The sequence below is a fragment of the Halalkalibacter kiskunsagensis genome, assembly GCF_037027555.1.
Taxonomy (GTDB): domain Bacteria; phylum Bacillota; class Bacilli; order Bacillales; family Bacillaceae_D; genus Halalkalibacter; species Halalkalibacter kiskunsagensis.
Map to the genome: position 1 here is coordinate 91,262 of NZ_JAXBLX010000015.1, position 25,712 is coordinate 116,973.

General features: G+C 37.8%; 23 protein-coding genes and 1 riboswitch. Of the genes, 20 read left to right on the forward strand and 3 right to left on the reverse strand.

Features of this window, described 5'->3' with window-relative positions:
- Positions 1 to 321 precede the first annotated feature (321 nt).
- Entirely contained in the window at positions 322 to 1,368 is a 1,047-nt protein-coding gene (locus SLH51_RS10795) for a M14 family metallopeptidase (protein ID WP_335961273.1), read from the forward strand.
- A 107-nt stretch (positions 1,369 to 1,475) separates the two neighbouring features.
- Here SLH51_RS10795 and SLH51_RS10800 read toward each other — a convergent pair whose 3' ends face one another.
- Entirely contained in the window at positions 1,476 to 1,724 is a 249-nt protein-coding gene (locus tag SLH51_RS10800; protein WP_332693463.1) for a ferredoxin, read from the reverse strand.
- A 245-nt stretch (positions 1,725 to 1,969) separates the two neighbouring features.
- Between SLH51_RS10800 and SLH51_RS10805 the strand changes: the two genes are divergently transcribed.
- The 5 genes from SLH51_RS10805 (at position 1,970) to SLH51_RS10825 (ending at position 5,939) form a co-directional block, all read left to right on the forward strand.
- A complete protein-coding gene (locus tag SLH51_RS10805) occupies positions 1,970 to 3,034 on the forward strand; it encodes a YpbB family protein (protein WP_335961274.1) in 1,065 nt (354 codons plus the stop codon).
- Positions 3,024 to 4,541 carry a RecQ family ATP-dependent DNA helicase gene (locus tag SLH51_RS10810; protein WP_335961275.1) on the forward strand — a complete coding sequence of 506 codons (1,518 nt, stop codon included), beginning with the start codon at positions 3,024 to 3,026 and terminating at the stop codon, positions 4,539 to 4,541. Before SLH51_RS10805 ends, SLH51_RS10810 begins: the two co-directional genes overlap by 11 nt.
- Positions 4,538 to 5,128 carry a CPBP family intramembrane glutamic endopeptidase gene (locus SLH51_RS10815; RefSeq protein ID WP_335961276.1) on the forward strand — a complete coding sequence of 197 codons (591 nt, stop codon included), beginning with the start codon at positions 4,538 to 4,540 and terminating at the stop codon, positions 5,126 to 5,128. The genes SLH51_RS10810 and SLH51_RS10815 overlap by 4 nt, the downstream gene beginning before the upstream one ends.
- 18 nt (positions 5,129 to 5,146) lie before the next feature.
- Positions 5,147 to 5,377 (forward strand): hypothetical protein, encoded by a 231-nt coding sequence (locus SLH51_RS10820; RefSeq protein ID WP_335961277.1) that lies wholly within the window; start codon positions 5,147 to 5,149, stop codon positions 5,375 to 5,377.
- Between the two features lie 103 nt (positions 5,378 to 5,480).
- On the forward strand, positions 5,481 to 5,939 hold the full coding sequence (locus SLH51_RS10825; RefSeq protein ID WP_335961278.1) for a DUF2663 family protein: 459 nt from the start codon (positions 5,481 to 5,483) through the stop codon (positions 5,937 to 5,939).
- Positions 5,940 to 6,122: 183 nt separating this feature from the next.
- Here the strand turns inward: SLH51_RS10825 and SLH51_RS10830 are convergent, their stop codons facing one another.
- On the reverse strand, positions 6,123 to 6,350 hold the full coding sequence (locus SLH51_RS10830) for a hypothetical protein (protein ID WP_335961279.1): 228 nt from the start codon (positions 6,348 to 6,350) through the stop codon (positions 6,123 to 6,125).
- Between the two features lie 637 nt (positions 6,351 to 6,987).
- On the opposite strand from SLH51_RS10830, the gene SLH51_RS10835 reads away from it, so the two are divergent.
- The 7 genes from SLH51_RS10835 to SLH51_RS10865 all read left to right on the forward strand — a co-directional run bounded on the left by SLH51_RS10835 (position 6,988) and on the right by SLH51_RS10865 (position 13,992).
- A complete protein-coding gene (locus SLH51_RS10835) occupies positions 6,988 to 8,202 on the forward strand; it encodes a M20 family metallopeptidase (protein WP_390184043.1) in 1,215 nt (404 codons plus the stop codon).
- Positions 8,203 to 8,384: 182 nt separating this feature from the next.
- Positions 8,385 to 8,774 (forward strand): hypothetical protein, encoded by a 390-nt coding sequence (locus SLH51_RS10840; protein WP_335961280.1) that lies wholly within the window; start codon positions 8,385 to 8,387, stop codon positions 8,772 to 8,774.
- A gap of 94 nt (positions 8,775 to 8,868) precedes the next feature.
- Complete coding sequence (locus tag SLH51_RS10845; RefSeq protein ID WP_335961281.1) at positions 8,869 to 9,615, forward strand: metallophosphoesterase; 747 nt, start codon at positions 8,869 to 8,871, stop codon at positions 9,613 to 9,615.
- A gap of 118 nt (positions 9,616 to 9,733) precedes the next feature.
- Positions 9,734 to 10,642: a MerR family transcriptional regulator gene (locus SLH51_RS10850; protein WP_335961282.1), complete on the forward strand. Its 909-nt coding sequence runs from the start codon at positions 9,734 to 9,736 to the stop codon at positions 10,640 to 10,642.
- A gap of 114 nt (positions 10,643 to 10,756) precedes the next feature.
- Positions 10,757 to 11,356 (forward strand): genetic competence negative regulator, encoded by a 600-nt coding sequence (locus SLH51_RS10855; protein WP_335961283.1) that lies wholly within the window; start codon positions 10,757 to 10,759, stop codon positions 11,354 to 11,356.
- A gap of 255 nt (positions 11,357 to 11,611) precedes the next feature.
- Positions 11,612 to 12,874 carry a Glu/Leu/Phe/Val family dehydrogenase gene (locus tag SLH51_RS10860; protein WP_335961284.1) on the forward strand — a complete coding sequence of 421 codons (1,263 nt, stop codon included), beginning with the start codon at positions 11,612 to 11,614 and terminating at the stop codon, positions 12,872 to 12,874.
- Positions 12,875 to 13,020: 146 nt separating this feature from the next.
- Positions 13,021 to 13,992, forward strand: a complete 972-nt coding sequence (locus SLH51_RS10865) for a YpdA family putative bacillithiol disulfide reductase (protein WP_335961285.1) — start codon at positions 13,021 to 13,023, stop codon at positions 13,990 to 13,992.
- Between the two features lie 216 nt (positions 13,993 to 14,208).
- Here the strand turns inward: SLH51_RS10865 and SLH51_RS10870 are convergent, their stop codons facing one another.
- Entirely contained in the window at positions 14,209 to 15,177 is a 969-nt protein-coding gene (locus SLH51_RS10870) for an asparaginase (protein ID WP_335961286.1), read from the reverse strand.
- A gap of 96 nt (positions 15,178 to 15,273) precedes the next feature.
- Between SLH51_RS10870 and prsW the strand changes: the two genes are divergently transcribed.
- The 7 genes from prsW to ypeB all read left to right on the forward strand — a co-directional run bounded on the left by prsW (position 15,274) and on the right by ypeB (position 25,613).
- Positions 15,274 to 15,921, forward strand: coding sequence for a glutamic-type intramembrane protease PrsW (gene prsW / locus SLH51_RS10875; RefSeq protein ID WP_335961287.1), 648 nt, complete (start codon positions 15,274 to 15,276; stop codon positions 15,919 to 15,921).
- 33 nt (positions 15,922 to 15,954) lie between these two features.
- A complete protein-coding gene (locus SLH51_RS10880; protein WP_335961288.1) occupies positions 15,955 to 16,116 on the forward strand; it encodes a hypothetical protein in 162 nt (53 codons plus the stop codon).
- 91 nt (positions 16,117 to 16,207) lie between these two features.
- Positions 16,208 to 16,313, forward strand: a riboswitch (SAM riboswitch).
- Between the two features lie 147 nt (positions 16,314 to 16,460).
- Complete coding sequence (locus tag SLH51_RS10885; protein ID WP_335961289.1) at positions 16,461 to 17,579, forward strand: methionine biosynthesis PLP-dependent protein; 1,119 nt, start codon at positions 16,461 to 16,463, stop codon at positions 17,577 to 17,579.
- Entirely contained in the window at positions 17,576 to 19,411 is a 1,836-nt protein-coding gene (locus SLH51_RS10890) for a bifunctional homocysteine S-methyltransferase/methylenetetrahydrofolate reductase (protein WP_335961290.1), read from the forward strand. The genes SLH51_RS10885 and SLH51_RS10890 overlap by 4 nt, the downstream gene beginning before the upstream one ends.
- A gap of 38 nt (positions 19,412 to 19,449) precedes the next feature.
- A complete protein-coding gene (metH, locus tag SLH51_RS10895) occupies positions 19,450 to 22,902 on the forward strand; it encodes a methionine synthase (protein ID WP_335961291.1) in 3,453 nt (1,150 codons plus the stop codon).
- A gap of 224 nt (positions 22,903 to 23,126) precedes the next feature.
- Positions 23,127 to 24,245, forward strand: a complete 1,119-nt coding sequence (locus SLH51_RS10900) for a cell wall hydrolase (protein ID WP_335961292.1) — start codon at positions 23,127 to 23,129, stop codon at positions 24,243 to 24,245.
- An 18-nt stretch (positions 24,246 to 24,263) separates the two neighbouring features.
- Positions 24,264 to 25,613 carry a germination protein YpeB gene (gene ypeB, locus SLH51_RS10905; RefSeq protein ID WP_335961293.1) on the forward strand — a complete coding sequence of 450 codons (1,350 nt, stop codon included), beginning with the start codon at positions 24,264 to 24,266 and terminating at the stop codon, positions 25,611 to 25,613.
- Positions 25,614 to 25,712 lie beyond the last annotated feature (99 nt).

Consider the following 25,712-nt stretch of genomic DNA (forward strand, 5'->3'; position numbering starts at 1 on the left):
AACGGATTATCCGAATGCACCTACTCAATTTTAAGTACATGTACTTAGAAGGGCTACCAAGAATGGATTAAGCTAGTTCGCAGCACCCACTAATTCTCTGAATTGGATCTCAATCCATCATTTTTCATCATTGTATTTATCATTTTAAATTATTAATGTTAAAAAAATAGTACTAATTGTTTGATAATTTATCATATTGTTGTAATGATGTCAATCTAGGTGTAAGCAAAAAACAGTCAATTTATGAAATTTCAAAAAAGAAGTGAATTTGTTGTATGTACCTTCTACCTAAGTCATATGTATAAAGAGAGGAGGGGTGATATGAAACATATTGTAAAGTCAGGAGAGACCATTTCAAAGATAGCCTATATGTACAAAATTAGGCCATTTGATTTATTGTTGTTTAATCCACAAATTTTTTCTGAAAAAAGTTATGTTTATCCAGGAATGGAAATTTATATCCCTTCAATTCAATTAAAATCAGAACAAGAATGGGCGTGTCAAACAGAATTTGGACATTGTGAATTAGAAGAAATAATCCCTCGCTTAAAAGAAAAAGGAGTAAGAGTCAAAGTAATAGGTTATTCCGTCATGAATAAACCAATTTATGCGTTGTTTTTTGGTAATGGAAAAAAGGAAATTTTTTATTCAGGTGGCTGGCATGCTAATGAATGGCATACAAGTAAATTTCTTACGTACTACATAGACAAACTTGCAACCTTTTACAAAAAAGGCGAAAGTTGGCATGGTTATGATCTTTCAAAGATAGTAGAAGAAATTACTTTAGTTATTGTTCCGCTTGTAAACCCAGATGGAGTTGATCTTGTCCTGCAAGGAATTTATGAAGATCACCCTTACTATAAAGAAGTAGTAGCGATTAACAAAGGAATGCGTAGGTTCGAACATTGGTCAAGTAATATACGAGGCGTTGATTTAAATCATCAATGGCCAGCGGGCTGGGAGATAGAAGCAAAGGAGAGTCCACAAGTTCCATGGTCGCGTCATTATAGCGGAATAAAACCATTAACAGAGCCAGAAGCAAAAGCAATCTATGACCTCACTAAAAAACAAGAATTTGCTTACGTCCTTGCTTTTCATTCACAAGGTCAGGTGATTTATTGGGGGTATAGAGGGTTAGAGCCTACAAAGAGCAAAGAGATGGTTGAACGGCTTTCGTTAGTGAGCTCCTATACACCGGTACACACAGCAGATAGTGACGGAGGTTATAAAGATTGGTTTATTCAAGAAACAGGAAGGCCAGGGTTTACGATCGAAGTCGGGGTCGGTATCAATCCGTTACCAGCAGAAGCATTTGCTGAAATTTGGTCAAATAATTGTTTGTTGGCACTAGAAGGTCTTATTCTTTAGGTGAAAAAATAGATTGATGATATAAGTAGCTGAAGAAGTCGACGTTTAAAGCTACTTTTTAGTGAATGTAAAAAGGTACCTCTTTTTAGAGGTACCTTTAGCATTACCTATTCGAATTTAAGTGCATCTCCATCAAATGATTCATCTGCAACTTTAATTGAATCTGTTGGACATCCTTCTTGTGCATCGATCATATCCTCTTCTAACTCTTCAGGAATTTTAGCTGTTCCTTTGTTGTCATCAAGAATAACAAATGCAATTCCTTCATCATCGTAATCATAAATATCTGGAGCAGCGGCGCCACAAGCCCCGCATGCTATACATGTGTCTTTATCGACAATCGTATATTTTGCCATTTTTTAAACCCTCCAATTTATTTGCTATTCGTCTGTGTAACCGAATAGATATTTGACAGAAAAATGTGGTTTTCTACTGAACTATTGTAAAACGGAATGCAAAACTTTTCAACCAAATCATTTCAAGGCATGTATAATTTTTAACAAACTCATAGTTGTAAATGCGTGGATCATGTAATTTCACGCACTTTACATAATAATTTGATACAATAACAATATGATAAATACAAAAGATGGTGATTGTATTGGAAACAACAAGACAAGCTATTGTTGCAACCATATTAGACTATTTTAAGGAAAGTAGGTCTATTTATGGAATATTTCATTTACTAAAAGGGAAAAAGTCAGCACAGACAATTCAAGATGGAGCCTTTTTTGGAGTTCTCTCTTATTTTGGTTTGTTTCCAAGCTTAAAGCGTCATGAATTAGAAAAGGATATAAATCACCTAATATTAAATGGACAGGCTTATTGGGTTGAACAAGACAAAGCGGTATTAACAAATGACGGAAAAGAAAAATTAACGCAATTTCAAATGGAAAATCAATATTTATCTGACCTAAGTGGATGGCAGTACCATTCATATTCAGAAGAGTTCTGGTTACGTATTTGTTTGTATGTTCAAGTCATTACACATATTGTTTCAGGAAACCATCAATTTTATCCGATTACTCATCAATCCAGTGTTCAACAGTGGGTGAAAAAACATTTACCAAAGTCAAATGACGAACGTGAAGAAAAAAGAAATCACATATTTCACGAATTATACGTCTTCCTTTCAAGGTGCTCCGATTTACAAGCAACGATCTTCGTTCAGCAATTGAGTGGGGAAAATCGGGTTGGCTTAACGAAACTTCAACTAGCAGAACAGTTACGAATGGATGAAATTACAATTAATCTGTATCATTTGTCTACGGTCCATCGATTGTTATACGAACTGAATAACAAAAAAGACACGTATGAACATCTGTCACTGTTTGATATAGGTTTAAAGAAACCGATTGTGTTGACAGAATCAGCAAGGCAAACGTTTCAATTGTTCCAAAAAGGCCACTCTATTGAAGAAATATCGCGAATCCGTTTGTTAAAACAAAATACAATTGAAGACCATATCGTTGAAATTGCGATTTTGCATCCTCAATTTTCAATAAGGCCATTTGTAAATAAGGAGTTGGAAGACCATATTTTTAAATTAGCTGACAAACTTCAAACGAGCAGGTTACGTGAATTAAAGGAACAATTAGGTTCAGAAGTTAGTTTTTTTGTCATTCGATTAGTATTGGCACGAAAGAAGGTGCATCATGGATCTTGAACGACAGTTACAGCAACATTTTGGTTATGAAAGCTTCCGTCCTGGACAAAAAGAAGTCATACAAACTTTATTGACGGGAAAAGATGTGATTGCGATGCTCCCAACAGGAACGGGGAAATCAATATGCTATCAGCTTCCAGCTCTTCTTTCTAAGGGCACAACACTTGTTGTTTCTCCTCTTTTGTCATTAATGGAAGATCAGGTGCAACAACTCCGCAGTGAAGGGATCAAGTCAGTTATTGCGATTAATAGTTTTATGAGTAAAGGCGAAAGAGAAACAGCAATACGTGAATTACATAAGTATAAAATTATTTATCTCTCGCCAGAAATGTTGCAAGTTGCTTTTATCCAAAAGCAATTAGAAAAGCTTAGCATTTCTTTTTTAGTCATAGATGAAGCTCATTGTATTTCACAGTGGGGACCTGATTTCAGACCTGACTATCTTAAGTTAGGTCAAATAAAGAAGTTAGTTGGAAATCCACCTTGCCTTGCCATTACCGCAACGGCAACGAAACAAGTACAAGAAGATATTCGTTCTATGATGGTACTTGATGACCCTACCTATGTGATTTATTCGGTTGATCGACCGGAAATTATATATCGAGTTGAACATTGTGAAACGGTTCAATCTAAAATTGAACGAATTCAACAATTAGTCGAATCGCTTAATGGACCAGGAATGATTTATTTTTCTAGTCGAATGTGGTCTGAGAAAATAGCTTCTCTCCTTAAACGTAAGGGAGTTCAACGTGTTGCGTATTATCATGGCGGTCTAGCTACAGAAGATAGACTGTTAATCCAACAACAATTTATGAATGGTCAGATTGATGTGATATGTTGTACGAGTGCATTTGGTATGGGCATAAACAAAAAAGATATTCGTTATGTGCTTCATTTCCATTATCCTGTAGAATTGGAGTCTTACGTCCAGGAGGTAGGACGAGCAGCTAGGGATGGTCGTTCGAGTGTAGCAATCTTACTTTATTGTGATGAAGATCGCGGCTTAGTAAATATGTTGCTGGAACGAGAGAAATTATCTGATGAACAATTAAGACTTCTATTACAAACAGTAAAGAAGCAACGTACGCTTACGTTGAGAGATGAGCAAATGATCGTAAATCAGACTGAATGTAATGATATCTCATGGCGTACAATTCGCTATCATTTAGAAGCAACTGGAGTCTTGCAAAAAGAACAAGTAAATTCATTTTCAGTTGATGCTGTTTTTTTAAGAATTCGAGAAGAAGAACAAGAACGGTATCAGCAAAAGCAGAAAAATCTTGAATTATTTCTACGTTGGATTCGAACAAATGCTTGTCGTAGAGAAAGGTTATTACTATATTTTTCAGAGGAGTTGAAAAATCAGCCAATGGTTTGTTGTGATAATTGCGGTGCGATATTAGAAGATTTTTATAAAACTAATAGTACGAAAGAGTCAATCATTTTGATTCCGTGGAAAGAAACATTAATTGACCTATTTGGTCAGGCTGATAAAGTAAAAAAATGAAAAAGCAAAGTGAGGTTGTTGCAGAACTCTCAGATAAAGAGCTTATTCTGAATGTCTATTTAACACAGGGAATTATGATCATATTGGCACTTATTTCAGGATTCTTTGTTTTTGATCACTGGCACGAATTTCAAGACTTGTTCAAGCCAGAAATTACCTTTATTATATTAGTAGGTGGCACTGTTGCATTTGTAATTGTTTTGGTTGATGTCATCCTTGAGCGTATCTTACCGAAAGCTTGGATGGATGATGGAGGGATTAACGAGCGAGTTTTTGAAAAAATGTCCATCCCCAATATTATTCTTCTTTGTTTGGTTGTAGCTGTGGCTGAGGAGCTGCTGTTTCGAGCTGTATTACAAACTGCTTTTGGACTTGTAATTGCTAGTTTACTTTTTGCTGTTATTCATATACGTTATTTACATAAGCCAGTTTTGTTTATAAATGTTACATTTGTAAGCTTTCTACTAGGCGCATTGTTTTATTGGACTGGGAATGTATTGGTTACGATTTTTGCTCATTTTGTCATTGATTTATCATTAGGAATTCTAATCCGATTGAAGTTTCAAAAAAGCAGTAGGCACAATTAAATTGGGAGAGTGATCTTGATGAATGAGGATTGGAAGGATCAATTTGATTCTGAACAACTGGATCAAACGGACATATATGAACACGAATTAGAGAAAGAACCATCCTTACCACCGAGAAGCAGAGTTCAGAGAAGAAGATCTGATAAGAAAAAGAAATTTACTTTCTCGTTTCCTATCATCCGTTTGCTTTTGTTCTTATTTTTTTTATTAATAATCGCGGCCCTCACATCTCCTTATTGGTTATCGTGATGCTTTTCTTAATAAATGAAAGGGAAATGAAAGTAACTTTTTATTCATCGACTTCCTTCTAAAGGATGCCCGCCTTACATATAGTGAAGGGGGAGGTGAATGAATGAAGCTATTTAAAGAATGGAATGTAGAAGCTCATTATGGTCCAGAAATCGTTAAAGTTATGCTTGATGAACTAGTTACAAGAAAAAACAAACTAGAGAAAATGGAAAGGGCTAAACTACGCTGGTCGTTGTATGCGATGTTTTGCGCTGCCGTCTTTCTGTTATTTGGATCAAAAGTGTTAAGTAGTCAACAACTTTCATTTAATACCAATATTTTAGATACTATCATTGGACACCCCCTTATTCTAGCACTAATGCTGCTTTTATCAATCGGCTTTATTCAATTACGTTTCTTTGTAAAAAAAGCTAAAAAAGCCGAAAAAGAATTTGAAGAATTACGAGAAGAATTTATAGATAGAAGCTCTGAACTTTGGCCAAATGACACGGACTGGGAATCACGTGAAGCACTTTATTCATATGTGAAAAAAGAACATGATATTAACCTTTATCATAAATAAAGAAATGACAAAAAGGGTGTCTCAAAAAGTCTGGCCCAACTAGTTAGCACGGTATTAAGAAGTTGAGCAATTGCACACTTCATTTACTGTACTCTTGTGGTCAGGCCCTTTCTTTTTGAGTCACCCTCTTTTTATGATTGAAAAAAGGGACGTTTGCATACCACCTGAACTGAACAATACAAGCTAGCTTATTTGAGGTAAGGATGGTTGCCCGAAAAATAAATATGTTGATCGACAAAAGTTATCCCCGCGTATATGGATTTTTTCTTCATCAAATGCACTGATTGGTCCAAAAGCTATAGTTTTGCCTTGTTTAAAGCAGAAGACTTCAACAGGAAGCCCTAAACGGTGATTTAAATCAAGGTCTTGGTTTGTCACGAGCGATTTGTCAATTAATTTAGTTAAAATCAAGCACATCACTCCTAGTTGGGTAAAATTTTTCACACCATTGAAAGCGTTTCCTTTTTTGCTATTATCTTTAGTATAGCTTCAATTTCCTAAATATTCAATTAATTTGTTTGTTTTTCTAACACTTTTTTAAGGAGGGAAGAAAAACAAAATTCGTGATATTGTCACAATGTATTTTAATGTGAGTTATTAATTATGCTACTATTTAAATAGTGTAAATGTGAATTAATCTATGATATGATCCAAGGAGTTAGTTGCAAAAGGGAGTGGATGAAGTATGACAGCAGTACAGTTAGTGGCAATTTTAAGTATTGGTTTTTCAGCAATAGCAATAGCTGTTTGTATGGCTATCTATATGCTAAAAGTTTCTGAGCATTCTGAGTAAATATAGGATTGGAGTAGCTGTCTCAAAGGGATAACCCAAGATTTGAGTCAGCTTCTTTTACGTTAATGAAAAATAATATTGGATGAGATTCAGTTAAATTATTGCATAAGCTTCTCGAGTGAGTCTTGCTTGTACAAAACGTTAAACTTCGTCATGTTGAATAAACTATATAAAATATTTTCCGAACATTCTGGCTGATGGTTTTTTTTTCGGTACACGAAGAGTACAATAGTAAGAAATAAGGAGGGATGTTCATTGCTAGAATCATTTTTGCATAGATTAGAAGAGTTGTACCCTGAGATGGTTGAATTAAGACGAATACTGCACGCTGAACCTGAACTATCTTTTCAGGAGGAAAAAACCCCTATAATGATTGCTGATTACCTTGAGAGTTTGGGAGTTGAAGTACTGCGAGGTGTTGGTGGTCGAGGAGTTGTTGGTTACATAAAAGGTGAAAAGCCAGGGAAGACAGTAGCATTACGAGCAGATTTTGATGCATTACCTATTCAAGAGGAAACGGGATTACCATTTGCTTCTAAAACACCAGATGTTATGCATGCGTGTGGACATGATGGACATACAGCAACGCTGCTTGTGATTGCTAAGGTGTTAATGGAGTATCGTGGTCAATTAGCCGGGACGGTTGTCTTAATTCACCAATTTGCAGAAGAGCTTGCACCGGGTGGAGCTATTGAAATGATTAAAGACGGATGTTTAGATGGGGTTGATGCCATTTACGGAACTCACCTTTGGTCTACAATGCCTCTTGGACAAATTGGATACAGGCAAGGCCCGATTATGGCTGCAGCTGACCGCTTTGAATTGGTTATTCGAGGTCGAGGTGGCCATGGAGCTAGTCCACATGAAACAGTAGATTCGATTACTGTTGCAGCTAGTGTTGTAAGCCAACTTCAACATATTGTAAGTAGAAACATTGATCCATTAAAATCTGCTGTTATCAGCATCGGTTCATTCCATGCAGGTGGAGCATTTAATGTTATCGCTGACTCCGCGTCAATTGTCGGGACGGTTCGTACATTTGATGTAGCTGTCCAAGACTTCATTATGGAGCGAATTGAACAGATTACAAAGGGGATTTGTGATGCCATGGGTGCAGAGTTTTCTTTTGAATACAAAAAAGGATATCCTGCCGTAGTAAATGATCCTTTTGAGACCACGCATTTTGTGCAAGTAGCTAATAGTGTACAAGACAATAGCTTGGTGTATGAAATGGAGCCTGTAATGGGTGGAGAGGATTTTAGCTACTACTTGCAGCATGTTCCTGGTACCTTTTTCTTTACTGGAGCTGGAAATGTAGAAAAAGGGATTGTTTACCCTCATCACCATCCCAAGTTTGATTTTGATGAAGGGGCTATGCTAATTGCAGCAAAGTGTTTAGGGAAAGCAGCTCTTGATTTTCTGAATCGTAGTGAATCTCAAACTCAGAAAGAAGAACAGACATCTCAATGACTTTGTAATTAAATTCTATGAAATTATTGAAAGAAGAAACTCTCTTTAACAATGAATTAAATAGATAGACTATCTGGTTCATCAGACAATTCCTGTCTTGTGAGCCTTTTTTATTGGATTCATTTAAAGAAACCTTCTCAATCGAAGCTTGTTGCATATATTTATGATTGAGGGGTGGTAGCTTGCTTGCAATGTGGATTTATAAAAGGGTATTGCTTCTTTTGGCTGCATATGGTGGTATCTTTGGATCCCTCACTTTGTTTCCGAGGAATCCTATATGGTCCTTCTCTTCTTTTATAGGCGAAGTTATTTTCTCGCCTTTTAAATTATTACTAGCTGTCTTTTTGTTTGTGATGGGCTTTCTTTCATACTCGCTCTTTGTAAGAGATATCGTAAGAATGTGGCATTCTGATTATACAGTTTCGTTAAGAACTCCACGTTTGTTTTTTGTGTTTATAGCATGCCTTTCGTGGCTTCATTTATTAATAACAAACTGGCTAGTGGCTTTGTTCGCTTTAGTGTTAGCAGCATGGTATGGTATTATGGATGTGAAATTTGAGGCTTATCAATGAGGGGTAGAAAAGCACTGGTGCGATTCATATTCAAAAAGTACTTGAGGGTACATTTGTGATCTTATTCCTAATTTAAATAAAGAACGAGGGATGCATGATGTTTTACCTGATTTGTGGTGGATTCTTATTTTTACTAATTCTTTTCATGCTAATTGAAGGGAAAAGGAATCGAATTAATATTTCGAAACTCACATTTAAGACGTTACCTAAATCGTTTGATGGTTATCGTCTTTTTTTTATTAGTGATATTCACAGACGAGTGATTCCGTCTAGATTGTTAAAGAAAGTAAGGAAAAAGGTTGATTTGGTAATCATAGGAGGAGACCTGTGTGAAAAAGGCGTCCCGCTTGAGCGAATTGAAAAAAATATAGAACATTTAACAAGCTTAGCTCCATGTTTATTTGTTTGGGGAAATAATGACGCTGAGGTTGGCGAAGAAAATATTAAGAAAATTTTAAAAAAGTATGGAGTTAGAGAACTTTCGAATTCAACAACTTACATAAAATCTGAACAAGATCAAGTAGCAGTTGTAGGAGTGGATGATCTAGAAAGCGACTATATAGCTTCAAGCCCTCCGCATAATATATTTACTATATTAGTTTGTCACTTCCCAGAAGTAGTTGACCACCTACCAGATTGCCATCCATTTTCCATCATATTAAGTGGACATACTCATGGGGGACAAATAAGATTGTTTGGATTAGGAATCGCAAAAAAAGGGCAGTTCATTCATAGACCTAGTTACATACAGTTGATTAGTAATGGTTACGGAACCACGGGAATTCCAATGAGACTTGGGGCTCCATCAGAAACTCATATCATTCATATAAAGCGTAAGTAGTTTAGATCAAAAGTTTACAATTAATTTGTTGGTTGGCTATACTAGGTGCAAGAAAATATGAATGGATAAGATGATTTTTAGTTAGAACTTGATTGCTTTGTCTTTAGGAGGAAAGAATATGGCTTCAAAAGAGGGGAAATATAACATAAAGGCGATCTCAACAATGCTTAAGATCCAAGCAGGTACACTACGTGCTTGGGAACGTCGCTACCATATCATAGAGCCCGTTCGAAATTCAGCAGGACACAGGCTTTATTCTGAAGAACATGTTGCTATTTTGAAATGGTTGATCGATAAGGTTAATAAGGGGTTTACAATTGGACAAGCTGTTGATTTGTTCGAGAGTGATCAAGTTGTTCTTAAATCAAATGAACCAACTTATTATGAAGATTATTCTGTGAAATTATCTAACGAAATTTTAGCGGCGCTACTATCTTTTCAAGAGAATAAAGCCAATCAGCTTCTTAATCAAGCATTTAGCATGTTCAGTATTGACAAAGTTACGATCGATATTCTTGGCTCCTTGCTCGTGAAAACTGGTCATATGTGGGAAGAGAATGAGATTACTGTTGCTCATGAGCATTTTGTCACATCTTTCCTTCGTACAAAAATAGGAATGATCTTTCATGGAATTCCGATTGATGGATTTAAGCCTAAAGTAGTTGCTGTGTGTGGTCCAAACGAAACGCATGAGTTAGGTCTATTGATTTTTACGCTTTTTCTAAGGGGAAAAGGGTTTGAGGTTGTCTATCTTGGGTCGGGAATTCCAGCAACCGATCTAGAACTTGTTATTCGAGAGGTAGACTCTCATTTTTTCTTTACTTCTTGTACGATGGATGTAAACCTAGAATCTACACTAAACCTAGTAAACCAGCTACAGAGAACCTTTGATCAACTTGTAATTGGTGTTGGAGGATGTGCATTTGACTACCTTGGAGAGGAACAAAGGTCTACATATAGAGAATATCTCGTTGGAAAAACAAAACAGGACTGGGAGAATTGGATAAAATTCAAGCTGAATTCGTAATTTCTAGACTTGTGTATTGAACCTTCTTTTCTGTCCTCTCATATTGTGTAGTAAGACGATTTTTGACGGACTGATTAACTCAGAATGGGTCGTTCGTAATAAGGAGGGTTTTACATGCGTCTTGAACGATTAAATACAAATAAATTTAAAGCTTTCTTAACTTTTGACGATATGCGTGAAAGAGGATTGACAAAAGAAGACCTTTGGCAGGATTTACCGAAAGTGCACGATTTATTTCGTGATATGATCCTTGAAGCTGATGATGAATTAGGATTTAAAGTTGATGGTCCAATTGCTGTTGAAGTATATGCAATGCCTGCACAAGGGATGGTAATTATTGTATCCAAGAGTATAGGCGACGAGGAATTTGATGAAGAAGGCTTTGAAGAAGGATATATCGAAATGCAAGTAACACTTGATGAAACGGAAGATATTTTCTACGAATTTGAAGATATAGAAGATGTCATTGCAGCCTCTTCAAGATTATTTCCATTTGGTATTCAAGGTGGAGCGTTATATTCTTATAAGGGTAAGTATTATGTTAAATTTGAAGAATTTGATGTTGATGTAGTTGACGAAGATTCGTTTGTTGCGCTCTTGTCGGAATTCGGAAGTCCCTCAACTGTTTCTTCATTTTTAGTTGAAGAATATGGAAAGTGTCTTATGAAATATGATGCTATCCTTGAACTATACAATACATTTATTAAAAAATAGGACTGATGACACGTTGTCAGTTCTTTTTCTTTTATCAAATACAAATTGAAAAATTAGTGAACAGTAATTAAAAAATGTATGTTCATTTGATGTTTTTTTGAATGGATTGATTTCATTCGGATACAGGAATAGCATGAGTACACTTCAAACAAAAACTTTGTAGAAAACTTTACATTAATGCTGGAAAAGTTGAAGTTGTTTCATTATAGTAAGAAGTGATTATAGCTTTAATACCATTATTGAGGTGAAAAGGGAATGGCAGAAAATAAACAGCAAGCTGAACAATTAGATGTGCTTGCCTCGACACAAAGTGTCATAAAGAAAGCGTTGGACAAGCTTGGTTACCCAGATGAAATGTATGAATTAATGAAAGAACCGATTCGGATGCTAACTGTACGAATTCCAGTTCGTATGGATGATGGGTCTACTAGGATATTTACTGGTTTCCGCGCTCAACACAATGATTCAGTTGGACCGACAAAAGGCGGGGTGCGGTTTCATCCGAATGTAACAGAAAAAGAGGTAAAAGCCCTCTCGATTTGGATGAGTCTAAAGGCTGGAATTGTTGACCTACCTTATGGTGGTGGAAAAGGTGGAATCATTTGTGACCCTCGTGAAATGTCGTTCCGTGAGCTTGAACGTGTTAGTCGAGGGTATGTTAGGGCGATTAGTCAAATCGTTGGTCCGACAAAAGATATTCCTGCGCCTGATGTATTTACGAATTCTCAAATTATGGCTTGGATGCTTGATGAGTATAGTCGCATTCGTGAATTTGATTCCCCAGGATTTATTACAGGGAAGCCTTTAGTACTTGGTGGTTCGCACGGGCGTGAATCTGCAACAGCAAAAGGTGTCACGATTTGTATTCGTGAAGCGGCAAAAAAGAAAGGCATTGACATTGAAGGTGCTCGTGTGGTCATTCAAGGGTTTGGAAATGCAGGGAGCTTTTTAGCGAAGTTTATGCATGATGCTGGTGCAATTGTGATTGGAATTTCTGATGCATATGGTGGTCTTTGTGATCCTGATGGGTTAGATATTGATTATTTACTTGATCGTCGTGATAGTTTTGGAACGGTAACAAAACTATTTAGAGAAACAATATCTAATGAGGAACTTCTTGAATTAGACTGTGATATTTTAGTACCTGCTGCGATTGAAAATCAGATTACAGAAAATAATGCCCATAATATAAAAGCATCTATTGTTGTGGAAGCCGCAAACGGGCCGACTACAATGGAAGCTACGAAAATATTGACCGATCGTGACATTCTTTTAGTGCCAGATGTATTAGCTAGCGCTGGTGGAGTAACTGTGTCTTATTTTGAGTGGGTTCAAAATAACCAAGGATACTACTGGACAGAAGAAGAGGTAGAAGGGAAATTGGAGCACGTTATGGTTGGTTCTTTTGATAATATATACAACTTAGCAAGAACCAGAAAAGTTGATATGCGTTTAGCTGCGTACATGATTGGTGTGCGGAAAATGGCTGAAGCTTCAAGATTTCGAGGCTGGGTGTAAATTGAATTAAATTAGGTAAGAGGGAGACTTAAACATGGATTTTACCCAGATTAGAAACTCATCGGTGATGATTATTCGTTTCTACACTGATAAACGTCGGGAAATCTAATTTGAGTCACCCTCTTTTGTGTAAAGAGGGTAGATGTATGATTAAAGAAGAAGTTATTATTGTCGGTGGGGGTCCTTGTGGACTTGCGGCGGCCATCGCTTGTATGGAGCAAGGACTTGAGCCACTTGTGATTGAAAAGGATAATATTGTAAGTGCTATTCATCGTTATCCAACACATCAAACGTTTTTTAGCACAAGTGAAAAGCTCGAAATAGGTGGTGTTCCATTTGTAATTGAGGAACGAAAACCAAAACGTAATCAGGCGCTCGTTTATTATCGTGAGGTTGTAAAGAGAAAAGAAATTCGTGTTCAAGCATACGAACAAGTCAAACAAGTTAAGAAACATGAAACTGGAAAATTCCACGTAGCTACCACATTAGCGGAATATGAAGCAGAGAATGTTATTATCGCAACAGGTTATTACGATTCACCAAATATGATGAATGTACCTGGGGAAAAGCAAAGTCACGTTCTCCATTATTTTAAAGAGGCGCATCCATATTTTGATATGGATGTTGTCATAATAGGTGGAAAAAATTCAGCTGTCGATGCAGCTCTTGAATTAGAAAAGGCGGGAGCCCGTGTTACGAATTTATATCGAGGTAGTGACTATTCCAGCAGTGTTAAACCATGGATACTACCTGAATTTGAAGCACTCGTTCGCCATGAAAAAATAAAGATGGAATTTAACGCAGACGTAGTGGAAATAAGAGAAAATGAAGTTATCTATCAAAAAGAAGAAAAGATGTGTCGTGCAAAAGCGCAATTCGTATTTGCAATGACGGGGTACCACCCAGATCATTCCTTTCTACGAAAAATGGGCGTTTTCGTAGATGGACATACAGGGCGTCCGTCATATCATCCTGAAACGATGGAAACAAATATAGAAGGACTTTATATTGCCGGTGTTATTGCTGCAGGGAATAATGCAAATGAAATCTTTATTGAAAATGGAAGATTCCACGGAGAACACATTGCAAAAGCGATTAAAACGAATAAAAAGCTTTAAATCTGTTATAACAGAGTATATGTACCGGGATCAAAAGGGTAAAAAACTACCTGTTTGATCCCTTTTTTATAAGGTAATAAAAATTGACAAACAACAAAATTTAATGAAGTATGAACGTGAATTCAAAGAGGGCAATGGCTCCACTGTATGTCGAACGACTGCTACGATGCAGCGGTTCCCTCATTGCTTTTTTGAAATAATCACTTTACGATTTTTCTATTTGTAAAACAATTCCTGTATGGTCGATCGATCTGTTGTTTGTTCTAATACCACCATAAGTTTTAATCTTGCTTTTTGCCCATTTAAGCCATTTGTAAAAATGACACCGAGGTCTTTTAATGTACGCCCGCCGCCTTCATATGCATAGATATCTTGAACGACACCATTGAAGCAGCGAGAGACTAATACGACAGGGGTGCCTTTGTTAATCAAATTATTCAATGCAGGCACAATCGATGGAGGGACATTTCCTTGACCGAAGGCTTCGATAATAAGTCCATCTATATGTGTTTGGGCTATGGCATCGATAATAGAATGATCCATTCCTGTGTAGGTTTTTAATAATGCAACTTTTTTTGTAATCTTCTTTACAGGGTAGCACTCTCGTTTTGAAAGAGTGTGATGAAAGAAAACGCCACGTTTTGTGACGATTCCAATTGGTCCATATTGTGGACTTTGGAAAGTAGCAATATTACTTGAATGTGTTTTTGTTACATTTTTTGCTGTGTGAATCTCATCATTCAAAACAACGAGCACACCTTTCCCTTGTGCATCTTCGTTTGCTGCAACTCTGACAGAAGCGATTAAATTATGAGGACCGTCAGCGCCGAGTTCGTTACTTGAACGCATAGCTCCAGTAAGAATAACGGGAATATTCCAATCAAGCAAAAGGTCAAGTAAATAAGCTGTTTCCTCAAGTGTATCTGTTCCATGTGTGACAACAATCCCATCTAATTGATCTTCTTTTACTCTTTCTTTCAAACGTTCTGCCAAATCAATCATTAAACTAGGGGTCATATGCGGTGACGGAATATTCAAATAATCGTCAACGATAACAGAGGCGATGCTTGATAGCGATTCGATAGTGGAATATAATGGGTTTATTAAGTTTGGTTGAACGGCTCCTTGCTCATTTTCTTGCATGGCAATTGTGCCGCCTGTATGTAACACAAGAATTCTTTTCAATATATACACCTCGATTTTTATTTATGGCATAATATCATACAATACCAGCTTAGTTATCAATTTTAAAGAGTAAAGCACTGGGAAAGGAAGAGCAAGTTGTTTGCAATTGTGACAGCAGCAATCGCTCCAGGAATGGCATTATTATCTTATTTTTACTTACGTAACCATTATAACACGAGTACAATAACCCTAGTATTTCGAACTTTTTTAATAGGGGTTCTGCTCGTTTTTCCAGTAATGGTTTTGCAATATGCATTTACGACGGAAGGATATTTTATTAATCCGTTCTCAAGGGCATTTATTTTGTATGGATTTGTTGAAGAGTTTTTTAAGTGGTTTCTCCTGTGGATTTTTGCGTATCAACATGCAACTTTTGCGAGACGCTATGACGGAATAGTATTTGGTGCTTCGCTTTCTTTAGGGTTTGCTACGTTAGAAAATGTATTTTACTTAATTGCTAATGGACTTGAGACAGCGTTTGGTCGAGCATTACTTCCAGTTTCTAGCCATGCTCTGTATGGTGTCATAATGGGGTATTATTTAGGGAGAGCTAAGATAGAAGAACAACATCGAGTGAAACATTTGACGTTATCCCTTTGTTTTCCTATCATATTACATGGAGTATATGACTCTATTTTGATTGTATTTGATATGTATTTCTTAATTGGGTTAATTCCATTTATGTTGATACTATGGTGGGTAGCCTTAAATAAGGTCAAAAGAGCTCACCAACTAGATGAGTAATGGATATTTTTATTTGAGTAAAGGGTGATAATCATGGCAGAAGGACGTTATCGAATTGTTATTCGTTGTCCGGTTTGTAAAGAGAAATATATTTTACGTGGGAGACGAAATGAAAATGGAGAGTATGAGACAGGGTTTAAACGTTGCGTTTGCGGGAACGAAGAAAATTTAAATGTTGATGCAACATTAGAATAACGTTGCAGCTTTTCAAATCTAGAAATTTTCACTTGCAAAATTGTATGAATTGTTGTAATTTTGATTCAACGCAAAAAAAATTAATTTGAATTTCTTATCAAGAGAGACGGAGGGACTGGCCCTAGGATGTCTCAGCAACCAGCCTTTTTAAGGTCAGGTGCTAATTCCATCAAGCTTATTCGCTTGAGAGATAAGAAGAAGTGAATGATTTTGTAAAAAACACCTTCTTCTTATTTTTTGTGAAGGTGTTTTTTTTGTAATACAAATCAGATGATTAATAGCTCAATCAGCGACTACGAGTGCGAGAAAATCTAGAATTGATTGAAATATTGGAGGTAAGAAAGATGAACCGAGAAAAACTAGAAACGATTTTAGTTCAAATAGGAAACAGGTCCGAGGATCCGACTGGGACAATCAATACGCCTGTTTATTTTTCTACTGCATATAGACATACTGGGATTGGTGAGTCAACTGGTTACGACTATGCTCGTACTGGAAATCCAACAAGGGAAGTAGTTGAAAATGCGATAGCTCAATTAGAAGAGGGTGATAGAGGATTTGCCTGTAGCTCAGGAATGGCTGCCATTCAAACAGTGCTATCTCTTTTTGAACAAGGTGATGAGATATTGGCATCTCAAGATTTATATGGAGGGACGTACCGACTATTTGAGCAAGGGTGGAATCGCTGGGGGTTAACATTTTCCTTTGCTGATCCGAGGAAACTTGATCAATTTGAAAATTGTATCACCGAAAAAACGAAAGCTTTGTTTATTGAAACACCAACGAATCCGCTAATGCAAGAAGCTTCCATTCCAGACTTGGTTGAAATTGCAAAGAAACACGGACTGCTATTAATCGTCGATAATACATTTTACACACCTTTGTTACAACAACCACTTGTTGATGGAGCCGATATCGTAATTCATAGTGCTTCGAAGTATTTAGGTGGACATAACGATGTGATCGCTGGACTAATTGTTGCAAAAGGAAAAGAATTATGCGAACGAATTGGATATTATCATAATGGAATTGGAGCTATTTTATCTGCGTTTGATTCATATCTCTTAACTCGTGGAATGAAAACACTTGCGATTCGTATGGATAAACATGAAGAAAATGCAAAAGCGATCGTTACATACTTAAATGAGCAAGAATGTGTAACGGATGTCCTATATCCAGGTAAGGGAGGAATGGTTTCATTTCGGATTTTGCATGAACAATGGGTGAACCCGTTTTTGCAGCAATTGAAGCTCGTATCTTTTGCAGAAAGTTTAGGAGGCGTTGAAAGCTTGATGACGTATCCTGCTACGCAAACACATATGGATATTCCTGAAGATATTCGGATTGCAAATGGAGTCTGTAATCGCCTATTGCGGTTTTCTGTAGGGATAGAAAGGGCTGAAGATTTAATTGCAGACCTTGACCAAGCATTCCGGTATGTTAAAGAGGGGGGGAGCAAATGAAATTACTAGATCAATTAGCTCGGCAAGTTTTAATTGGGGATGGAGCAATGGGGACCTTGCTGTATGAGCAAGGAGTTGATCAGTGCTTTGAAGAGGTGAATTTAACTGATCCAGATAAAATTTTGAATGCTCATAGAAAATATGTTGAAGCTGGTGCGGATGTAGTACAAACTAATACATATGCAGCTAATCAACTAAAACTTGAGAAGTACGGTCTTGATCAACATGTTCGGACAATTAATCAGACGGCAGTAAACATAGCTAGACAAGCAGCGAAAATGAAAGCTTATGTTGTCGGGACAGTTGGGGGAATCAGAAGGTTTCAGCTTGAAGAGTGGAGCTTACGCGAAATTGAGGTTGCTTTTTCGGAGCAAATGAATGAATTATTAACTGCGGGTGTCGATGGGTTGTTACTTGAAACAATCTATGATTTAGAGGAAGCAAAAATGGCAACAAGTTTGGCCCGAAAGCTAACGAATTTACCGATTATTGTCAACCTTTCAATTGGTGAAGTTGGCGTAATGAACGGTGGGGTAGCTGTCTCTGACGCTTTTAATCAACTTATAGCACTTGGAGCAAATGTTGTTGGACTGAATTGTCGAACTGGTCCATTTCATATGCTTCGATCGTTTGAAACAATCCCTTTGCCAAAGGATGCATTTTTATCAGCTTACCCAAATGCAAGTTTACCTGATTACCGTGATGGGCGTGTGTTCTATCAATCGAATGCTGATTATTTCCAAGCAATGGGTGAACAATTTATTAATCAAGGTGTACGGTTGTTAGGGGGCTGTTGCGGGACGACACCAGAGCATATTGAGGCATTTGCAAAAGTGAAATCTGTAACGAAACCAGTCACAAGTAAAACAATTAGGCCGATTGTTGGAGTGAGAGAAGCGATTCACATTCCTCGGAAGCAAACGCCGTTACCAGAAATTGTGAAAGAACGTACATCTGTTATTGTCGAGTTAGATCCACCCAAAAAACTAAGCACTCAACGATTTATGGAGGGCGCAAAGGCGCTTAAAATGGCTGGGGTTGATGCTGTGACAATGGCCGACAATTCACTTGCTTCACCTAGAGTCGATAATCTAGCACTTGGCGCAATGGTAAAAGAGCAACTAGGAGTCAGACCGCTTGTACATGTTACGTGTCGTGATCGTAATTTAATTGGGTTGCAATCTCATTTAATGGGTCTGAACGCGTTAGGGATTGACGATGTCCTAGCCATTACAGGGGATCCAACTAAAATTGGTGACTTTCCTGGTGCGACCTCTGTGTATGATGTCAGTTCGTTTCAACTCATTTCATTTATTAAACAATTGAATGAAGGCATTTCGTTTTCAGGGAAAGAACTTGGACAAAAAGCAAATTTCTCTGTCGGTGCCGCGTTTAACCCGAATGTTAGACATCTTGACAAAGCGGTTAAACGGATGGTGAAAAAGGTTGAGAGTGGTGCTGATTATTTTATGACGCAACCTATTTATAGTGTGGAACAAATTGAGGCATTAGCAAGTGAAACAAAGCACGTAAAAGAGCCTATCTATATTGGGATTATGCCATTAACAGGTACTCGAAATGCCGAATTTCTTCACAATGAAGTGCCTGGCATTAAGCTGACCGATGATATCCGCCGTGCTATGGCGGCTTGTGGAGAGAATAAAGAAGCATCAACAGCTGAAGGGATTAACATTGCGAAGTCGTTAATTGATTCAGCCCTTACGTACTTTAATGGAATTTATTTGATTACTCCATTTTTGCGCTATGAAATGACCGTGGAGTTAACACAATATATTGAAGGAAAAAAGCTTATACTACAAGGAAGATCATGATTAGTAGTAAGCACGCGGAAAGTAGAAAGGACGGACATATGGTTAAGTCTTTGTTTGAACAACAGCTTGAAAAAAAGATTCTTATTTTAGATGGTGCAATGGGAACAATGTTACAGCAAGCCAATTTAACAGCTGAAGATTTTGGTGGAGAAGAGTATGAGGGCTGTAACGAGTATTTAAATGAAACAGCTCCTCATGTTATTGAAAAGATTCACCGAGCTTATCTAGAAGCAGGTGCAGACATCATTGAAACGAATACATTCGGGTCAACTGATATCGTCTTAGATGATTATGATCTAGGATATAAGGCGGAAGAATTGAGCCGTCTCGCTACGGCAATTGCTAAAAAGGTTGCTGACGAATTCTCAACTCCTGAGTGGCCGAGGTTTGTTGCTGGAGCAATGGGACCAACAACCAAATCCTTGTCTGTAACTGGAGGAACGACATTTGAGAAACTGTGTGAGTCCTATCATGAGCAAGCGCGTGGGATCATCCGTGGCGGCGCTGATGTGATGTTGCTTGAAACGAGTCAAGATATGCGTAACGTTAAGGCAGGGTACATTGGAATTGAACGTGCATTTAATGAGCTTAATGTAAAGTTGCCTATATTTATTTCAGGTACCATTGAACCGATGGGTACAACGCTCGCTGGTCAGAACATTGAAGCGTTCTATTTATCGTTAGAGCATATGAACCCAGCAGTAGTCGGATTAAATTGTGCAACCGGGCCAGAGTTTATGCGTGATCATATTCGCTCATTATCAGAACTAGCAACGACGTATGTGAGTTGTTATCCGAATGCTGGTTTGCCTGATGAAGAGGGGCATTATCATGAATCTCCGGAATCATTAGCGACTAAACTGCGTGGCTTTGCAGAAAAAGGTTGGTTAAATGTAGTAGGAGGATGTTGTGGGACAACACCTGATCACACTCGTGCAATGGTAGAAGCAACAAAAGAATTTCAACCGAGAACGTTTAATGAGTCGCACCCTCATGCTGTGTCTGGTATTGAACCACTTATTTATGATGACAGTATGCGTCCGTTATTTGTCGGTGAACGGACAAATGTCATTGGTTCTAGGAAATTCAAGCGATTAATTGCTGAAGGAAAGTTTGAAGAAGCATCAGAGATTGCTAGGGCTCAAGTAAAAAAGGGTGCCCATGTTATTGATGCATGTCTAGCAGACCCTGATCGTGAGGAAATTGAAGATATGGAAAACTTTCTTCAGTTTGTCGTTAATAAAGTGAAAGTTCCATTAATGATCGATTCAACGGATGAAGTGGTGATTGAAAAAGCCTTGACCTATTCACAAGGGAAAGCGATTATTAATTCGATTAATTTAGAAGATGGAGAAGAGCGCTTTGAAGCTGTTATCCCTATTGTAAAAAAATACGGGGCAGCTGTCGTTGTCGGAACGATTGATGAGGAAGGAATGGCTGTAACAGCTGAGAAGAAATTGGCAGTTGCAAAGCGTTCTCATGACTTACTTGTCAATAAATATGGACTTAAATCTGAAGATATCATCTTTGATCCACTTGTATTTCCAGTTGGAACAGGAGATGAACAATATATTGGATCAGCCAATGCAACAGTTGAGGGAATTAAACTTATTAAAGAAGCTCTTCCGAAATGTTTAACCATTTTAGGAGTAAGTAATGTGTCGTTTGGGTTACCACCAGTTGGTCGTGAAGTGTTAAATGCCGTGTACCTCTACCACTGTACGCAAGCAGGTCTTGATTATGCAATTGTTAATACGGAGAAATTAGAAAGATATGCATCTATTTCAGATGAAGAGAAAGCAATGGCTAGCAAGCTATTATTTGACACAACAGATGAAACACTTGCTAAGTTTACCGCCTTTTATCGAGGGAAAAAAGCGGAGAAAAAAGTTGATAATTCAAACTTGACACTTGAAGAGCGCCTTGCTTCCTATATTGTTGAGGGGACAAAAGAAGGGCTTTTAAAAGATTTAGATAAAGCACTCTCTACGTATTCTGATCCATTAGACATTATCAATGGACCTTTAATGGTAGGGATGGACGAGGTTGGTAGATTATTTAATAATAATGAACTAATTGTTGCAGAAGTGTTGCAAAGTGCAGAGGTAATGAAAGCATCTGTTGCCCACCTTGAACCACATATGGAGCAAAAAGAAGATGATAATGGAAAAGGGAAGATTTTGCTTGCAACAGTTAAAGGTGATGTACATGATATTGGCAAGAACTTAGTTGAGATTATTTTAGGCAACAATGGTTTTAAAATTGTCAATCTTGGTATAAAAGTGACATCAAATGAGTTAATTGAAGCTGTAAAAAGAGAAAAACCTGATGCCATCGGATTATCAGGTTTACTTGTGAAATCTGCTCAACAAATGGTGTTAACGGCACAAGATTTACGTCAACAAGATATATCAATTCCAATTCTGGTAGGCGGAGCAGCACTTACGAGAAAATTCACAGATACAAAAATTGCTGCTGAATATGATGGACTTGTCTTGTACGCAAAAGATGCAATGAATGGCTTAGAGATTGCAAATCGACTGGCCAAGCCGGACGAGCGTGAACGTCTCGCTTTGGAACTCGCTGAGGCTCGTGCAAAAAAAGAGGCCGTTCGGCCAGCAGAGCGTAAGCCAATTAATGAGAGACCAGTAGATGAGTTTGCCCAATCTGATGTGAAACGTGATGGTCCAATATTTACCCCAACAGATTTGGATGTACATGTTTTGCGTGATTATAAGCTTTCTCACTTAGAGCCGTATATTAACATGCAAATGCTTCTGGGGCGTCACCTTGGGATTCAAGGCAAGGTTTCGAGACTCCTTGAAGAAAAAGATGAACGAGCATTAGATCTAAAAGAAAAAGTAGACGAATTTTTAGTGAAAGCCAAGCAGAATCAAGTGATCCAAGCACATGGGATGTATCAGTTTTTTCCAGCGCAAGCGGACGGGAATGATATTTTGATTTACGACCCAACCGATCAAACAACGATACTTGAACGGTTCTCATTCCCAAGACAAAGTCATAAGCCCTTTTTATGCTTAGCCGATTACTTGCGTCCAGTGTCGAGTGGAGAAATGGATTATGTTGGGTTCCTTGCAGTAACGGCAGGTCATGGGGTGCGAGAGCTTGCTGATCAAGCAAAGCGTGATGGCGATTATTTATACAGTCATTTAATTCAAGCTGCAGCATTAGAAATCGCTGAAGGGTTTGCAGAGCGTGTTCACCAGCAAATGCGGGACCGAATGGGATTCCCTGATTCTGCTGATATGACGATGGATGAAAGGTTCTCAGCTAAATATCAAGGGGTACGTGTTTCTTTTGGATATCCTGCTTGTCCGAATTTAGAGGACCAAGAAAAATTATTTAAGTTGTTGAAGCCTGAAAAAATAGGGATTCAATTGACAGAAGGTTATATGATGGAACCGGAAGCATCTGTTACAGCGATGGTATTTGCCCATCCAGAAGGACGATACTTTAACGTATTAGGGTAATGGTTGGATAATAAATGAGGTTGTTGAGAAGATTATTTCTCGGCAACCTTTTTTTGATAGAAAAGACCTCATTGCGTTTTTCTATAGGGAGGTTTAGGAAGATTTATGGTAAGTATTTGGTTAGAAATTGTATAAAAATAGCTCGGCAACAAACACTATCCATATCAATCATGACTGATGTGTCATGAAACAGATAACATGAACACAAGGAGGTCACTGGCAACATGAAACGTAATCTGTTTAAGTTAAAAATTCCACTTATCATGACGTTAGTTTGTATTGGGTTGTTGATGAATACATCACCAACTTACGCATTTTCCGATCAAGTGATTCAAAAAGGTGCAACTGGTGATGATGTTGTAGAATTACAAGCACGACTCCAGTATATCGGTTTTTATAATGGAACCATTGATGGAGTATATGGGTGGGGAACGTATTGGGCAGTTCGGAATTATCAAGATGAATTTGGTTTAGACGTTGATGGTCTTGTCGGACCGCAAATGAAAGATATGTTGAACCGTTCCACGAATTATAATGAAGAATTTGTGAAAAAGGCACTTAATGAAGGGCGTGAATTTACACATTATGGTGGAACACCAAAAGAAATACAAAAAGGGGAAAAAGGTAGCCGGGACGGGGCGCCAAAAGGGGAAGGGCAACCACAAGCTGGACAAGGACAAGCGCCACAGCAGCCACAACCAGGAGCGGGTGAGGGAGCAGCACCAGAACAACCACAACCAGGAACGGGTGAGGGAGCAGCACCAGAACAACCACAACCAGGAGCGGGTGAGGGAGCAGCACCAGAACAACCACAACCAGGAGCGGGTGAGGGAGCAGCACCAGAACAACCGCAACCAGGAGCGGGTGAGGGAGCAGCACCAGCAGAACAACCGCAACCTGCAGAAGAACCTGTACCTTATGCTGAGGAACCAGACGAGCAAGATAATGAAGCAGATATTCATAAGGCGACTAATGTCCCAGCTGGTTATTCTGATAATGATATTCAAATAATGGCACAAGCGGTATATGGTGAAGCGCGTGGTGAACCATATGTTGGTCAAGTTGCTGTTGCTGCAGTTGTTATTAACCGAATCAATAGTCCAACATTTCCAAATACAGCATCAGGAGTAATATTTGAACCACGTGCGTTTACAGCGGTTGCAGATGGACAAATTAATTTGCAACCAGACGAAACAGCTCGTCGTGCAGTACTAGATGCAATCAATGGACAAGATCCAACAGGGAACGCACTATATTACTTTAATCCAGACACTGCAACCTCAGGGTGGATTTGGACTAGACCGCAAATTAAACGAATTGGAAAGCATATTTTCTGTCACTAATTTTTGGAGGTGAATAATGTGATACGTAATATAGTCATAGGATTGTTAGCAATAGCTGTAGTAGCAACAGGTATTTGGGGGTTTCAAGAAAAAGAAGAGAAACAGATACTGAAGATTACTGCAGAAAATAACTATCAACGAGCATTTCATGAACTTGCTTTTCACATTGATCAAATTGAAGATCAATTAGGTGCTACGCTTGCGATGAATACGAGACGTCAATTAACACCAGCTTTGGCTGATGTATGGCGTGTAACGAGTTTAGCACAAGAAAATATTGGGCAATTGCCATTAAGTTCAGTTGATTTAGGTAAGACCGAAGAATTTTTGTATAAGTTAGGTAAATTTAGTTACAGAACTTCCATTCGCGACTTAGAAAAAGAGCCTTTGACAGATAAAGAATATGAAACATTACAAAAGTTATCTGGGTATGCTAAAGAAATTCGTGAAGAAGTACGAAAATCACAAGCGATGATACTTGATAATGGCGATCGATGGCTTGATATTGAAGAAGAAATGCTAGCAACACAAGAACCACTTGATAACATGGTAGTAAACAATTTAGAAGTAATGAATAAATCAATACAAAGTTATAGCGAGACGGAATGGGGAGCTGGCTTAGCGGCGATTGATGATTTAAATGGCGAATTAAAAGAAGCCCTTGATGGAGAACCGGTGTCTAAGGAAGAAGCTGAAAAAATAGCGCGTAAGTATATACAGGTAGATAAACAAACGCCAGTACATGTTGCTGAAACCGGTGACGGACTTGTGTATCCTGCCTATACAATCGTAGTGGATGATCCAGATCATCAAACAAATTATTATATGGATATGAGTGTTAATGGCGGTGAACCGATTTGGTTTTTGCAGGACCGTCAAATTGAAGAACAAAAGATTAGCTTAAATGAAGCGGTTCAAAAAGCAGAGGAATATTTAAAAGAAATGGGAAAAGACAATATGCAAGTAATTGATAGTAGGCAATATGATTCAATTGCAATGCTAGAGTTTGTTCATCTTGAGGATAACGTTCGAGTCTATACTGATTTAATTTCGGTGGAGGTAGCTCTTGATGACGGTGATATTTTAGGGTATGAAGCAAAGAGTTATTTGATATACCATAAAGAGCGTGACATTCCTGATCCAAAATTATCCGAAAAGGAAGCTAGAGAACGGTTAAACCCGCGTATTGATGTGATGGAAGATCATATAGCGGTTATTGAAAATGATTTAGGTGAAGAAGTGTTGTGTTATGAATATTACGGTGTGATTGAGGATGAAACGTATCGGATTTTCATCAATGCTGAAGATGGAGAGGAAGAAAAAGTTGATCGATTAAACCAATCGGAACCTGTATATGATTTTACGTAATTGCAAAAAGAAGAAGCCAAAGTAATATGGTACCTGTAGTTAGGACACTTGAAAAAGAGTGTTTTATCTACAGGTATTTTTTTATATACTTGAATTTCA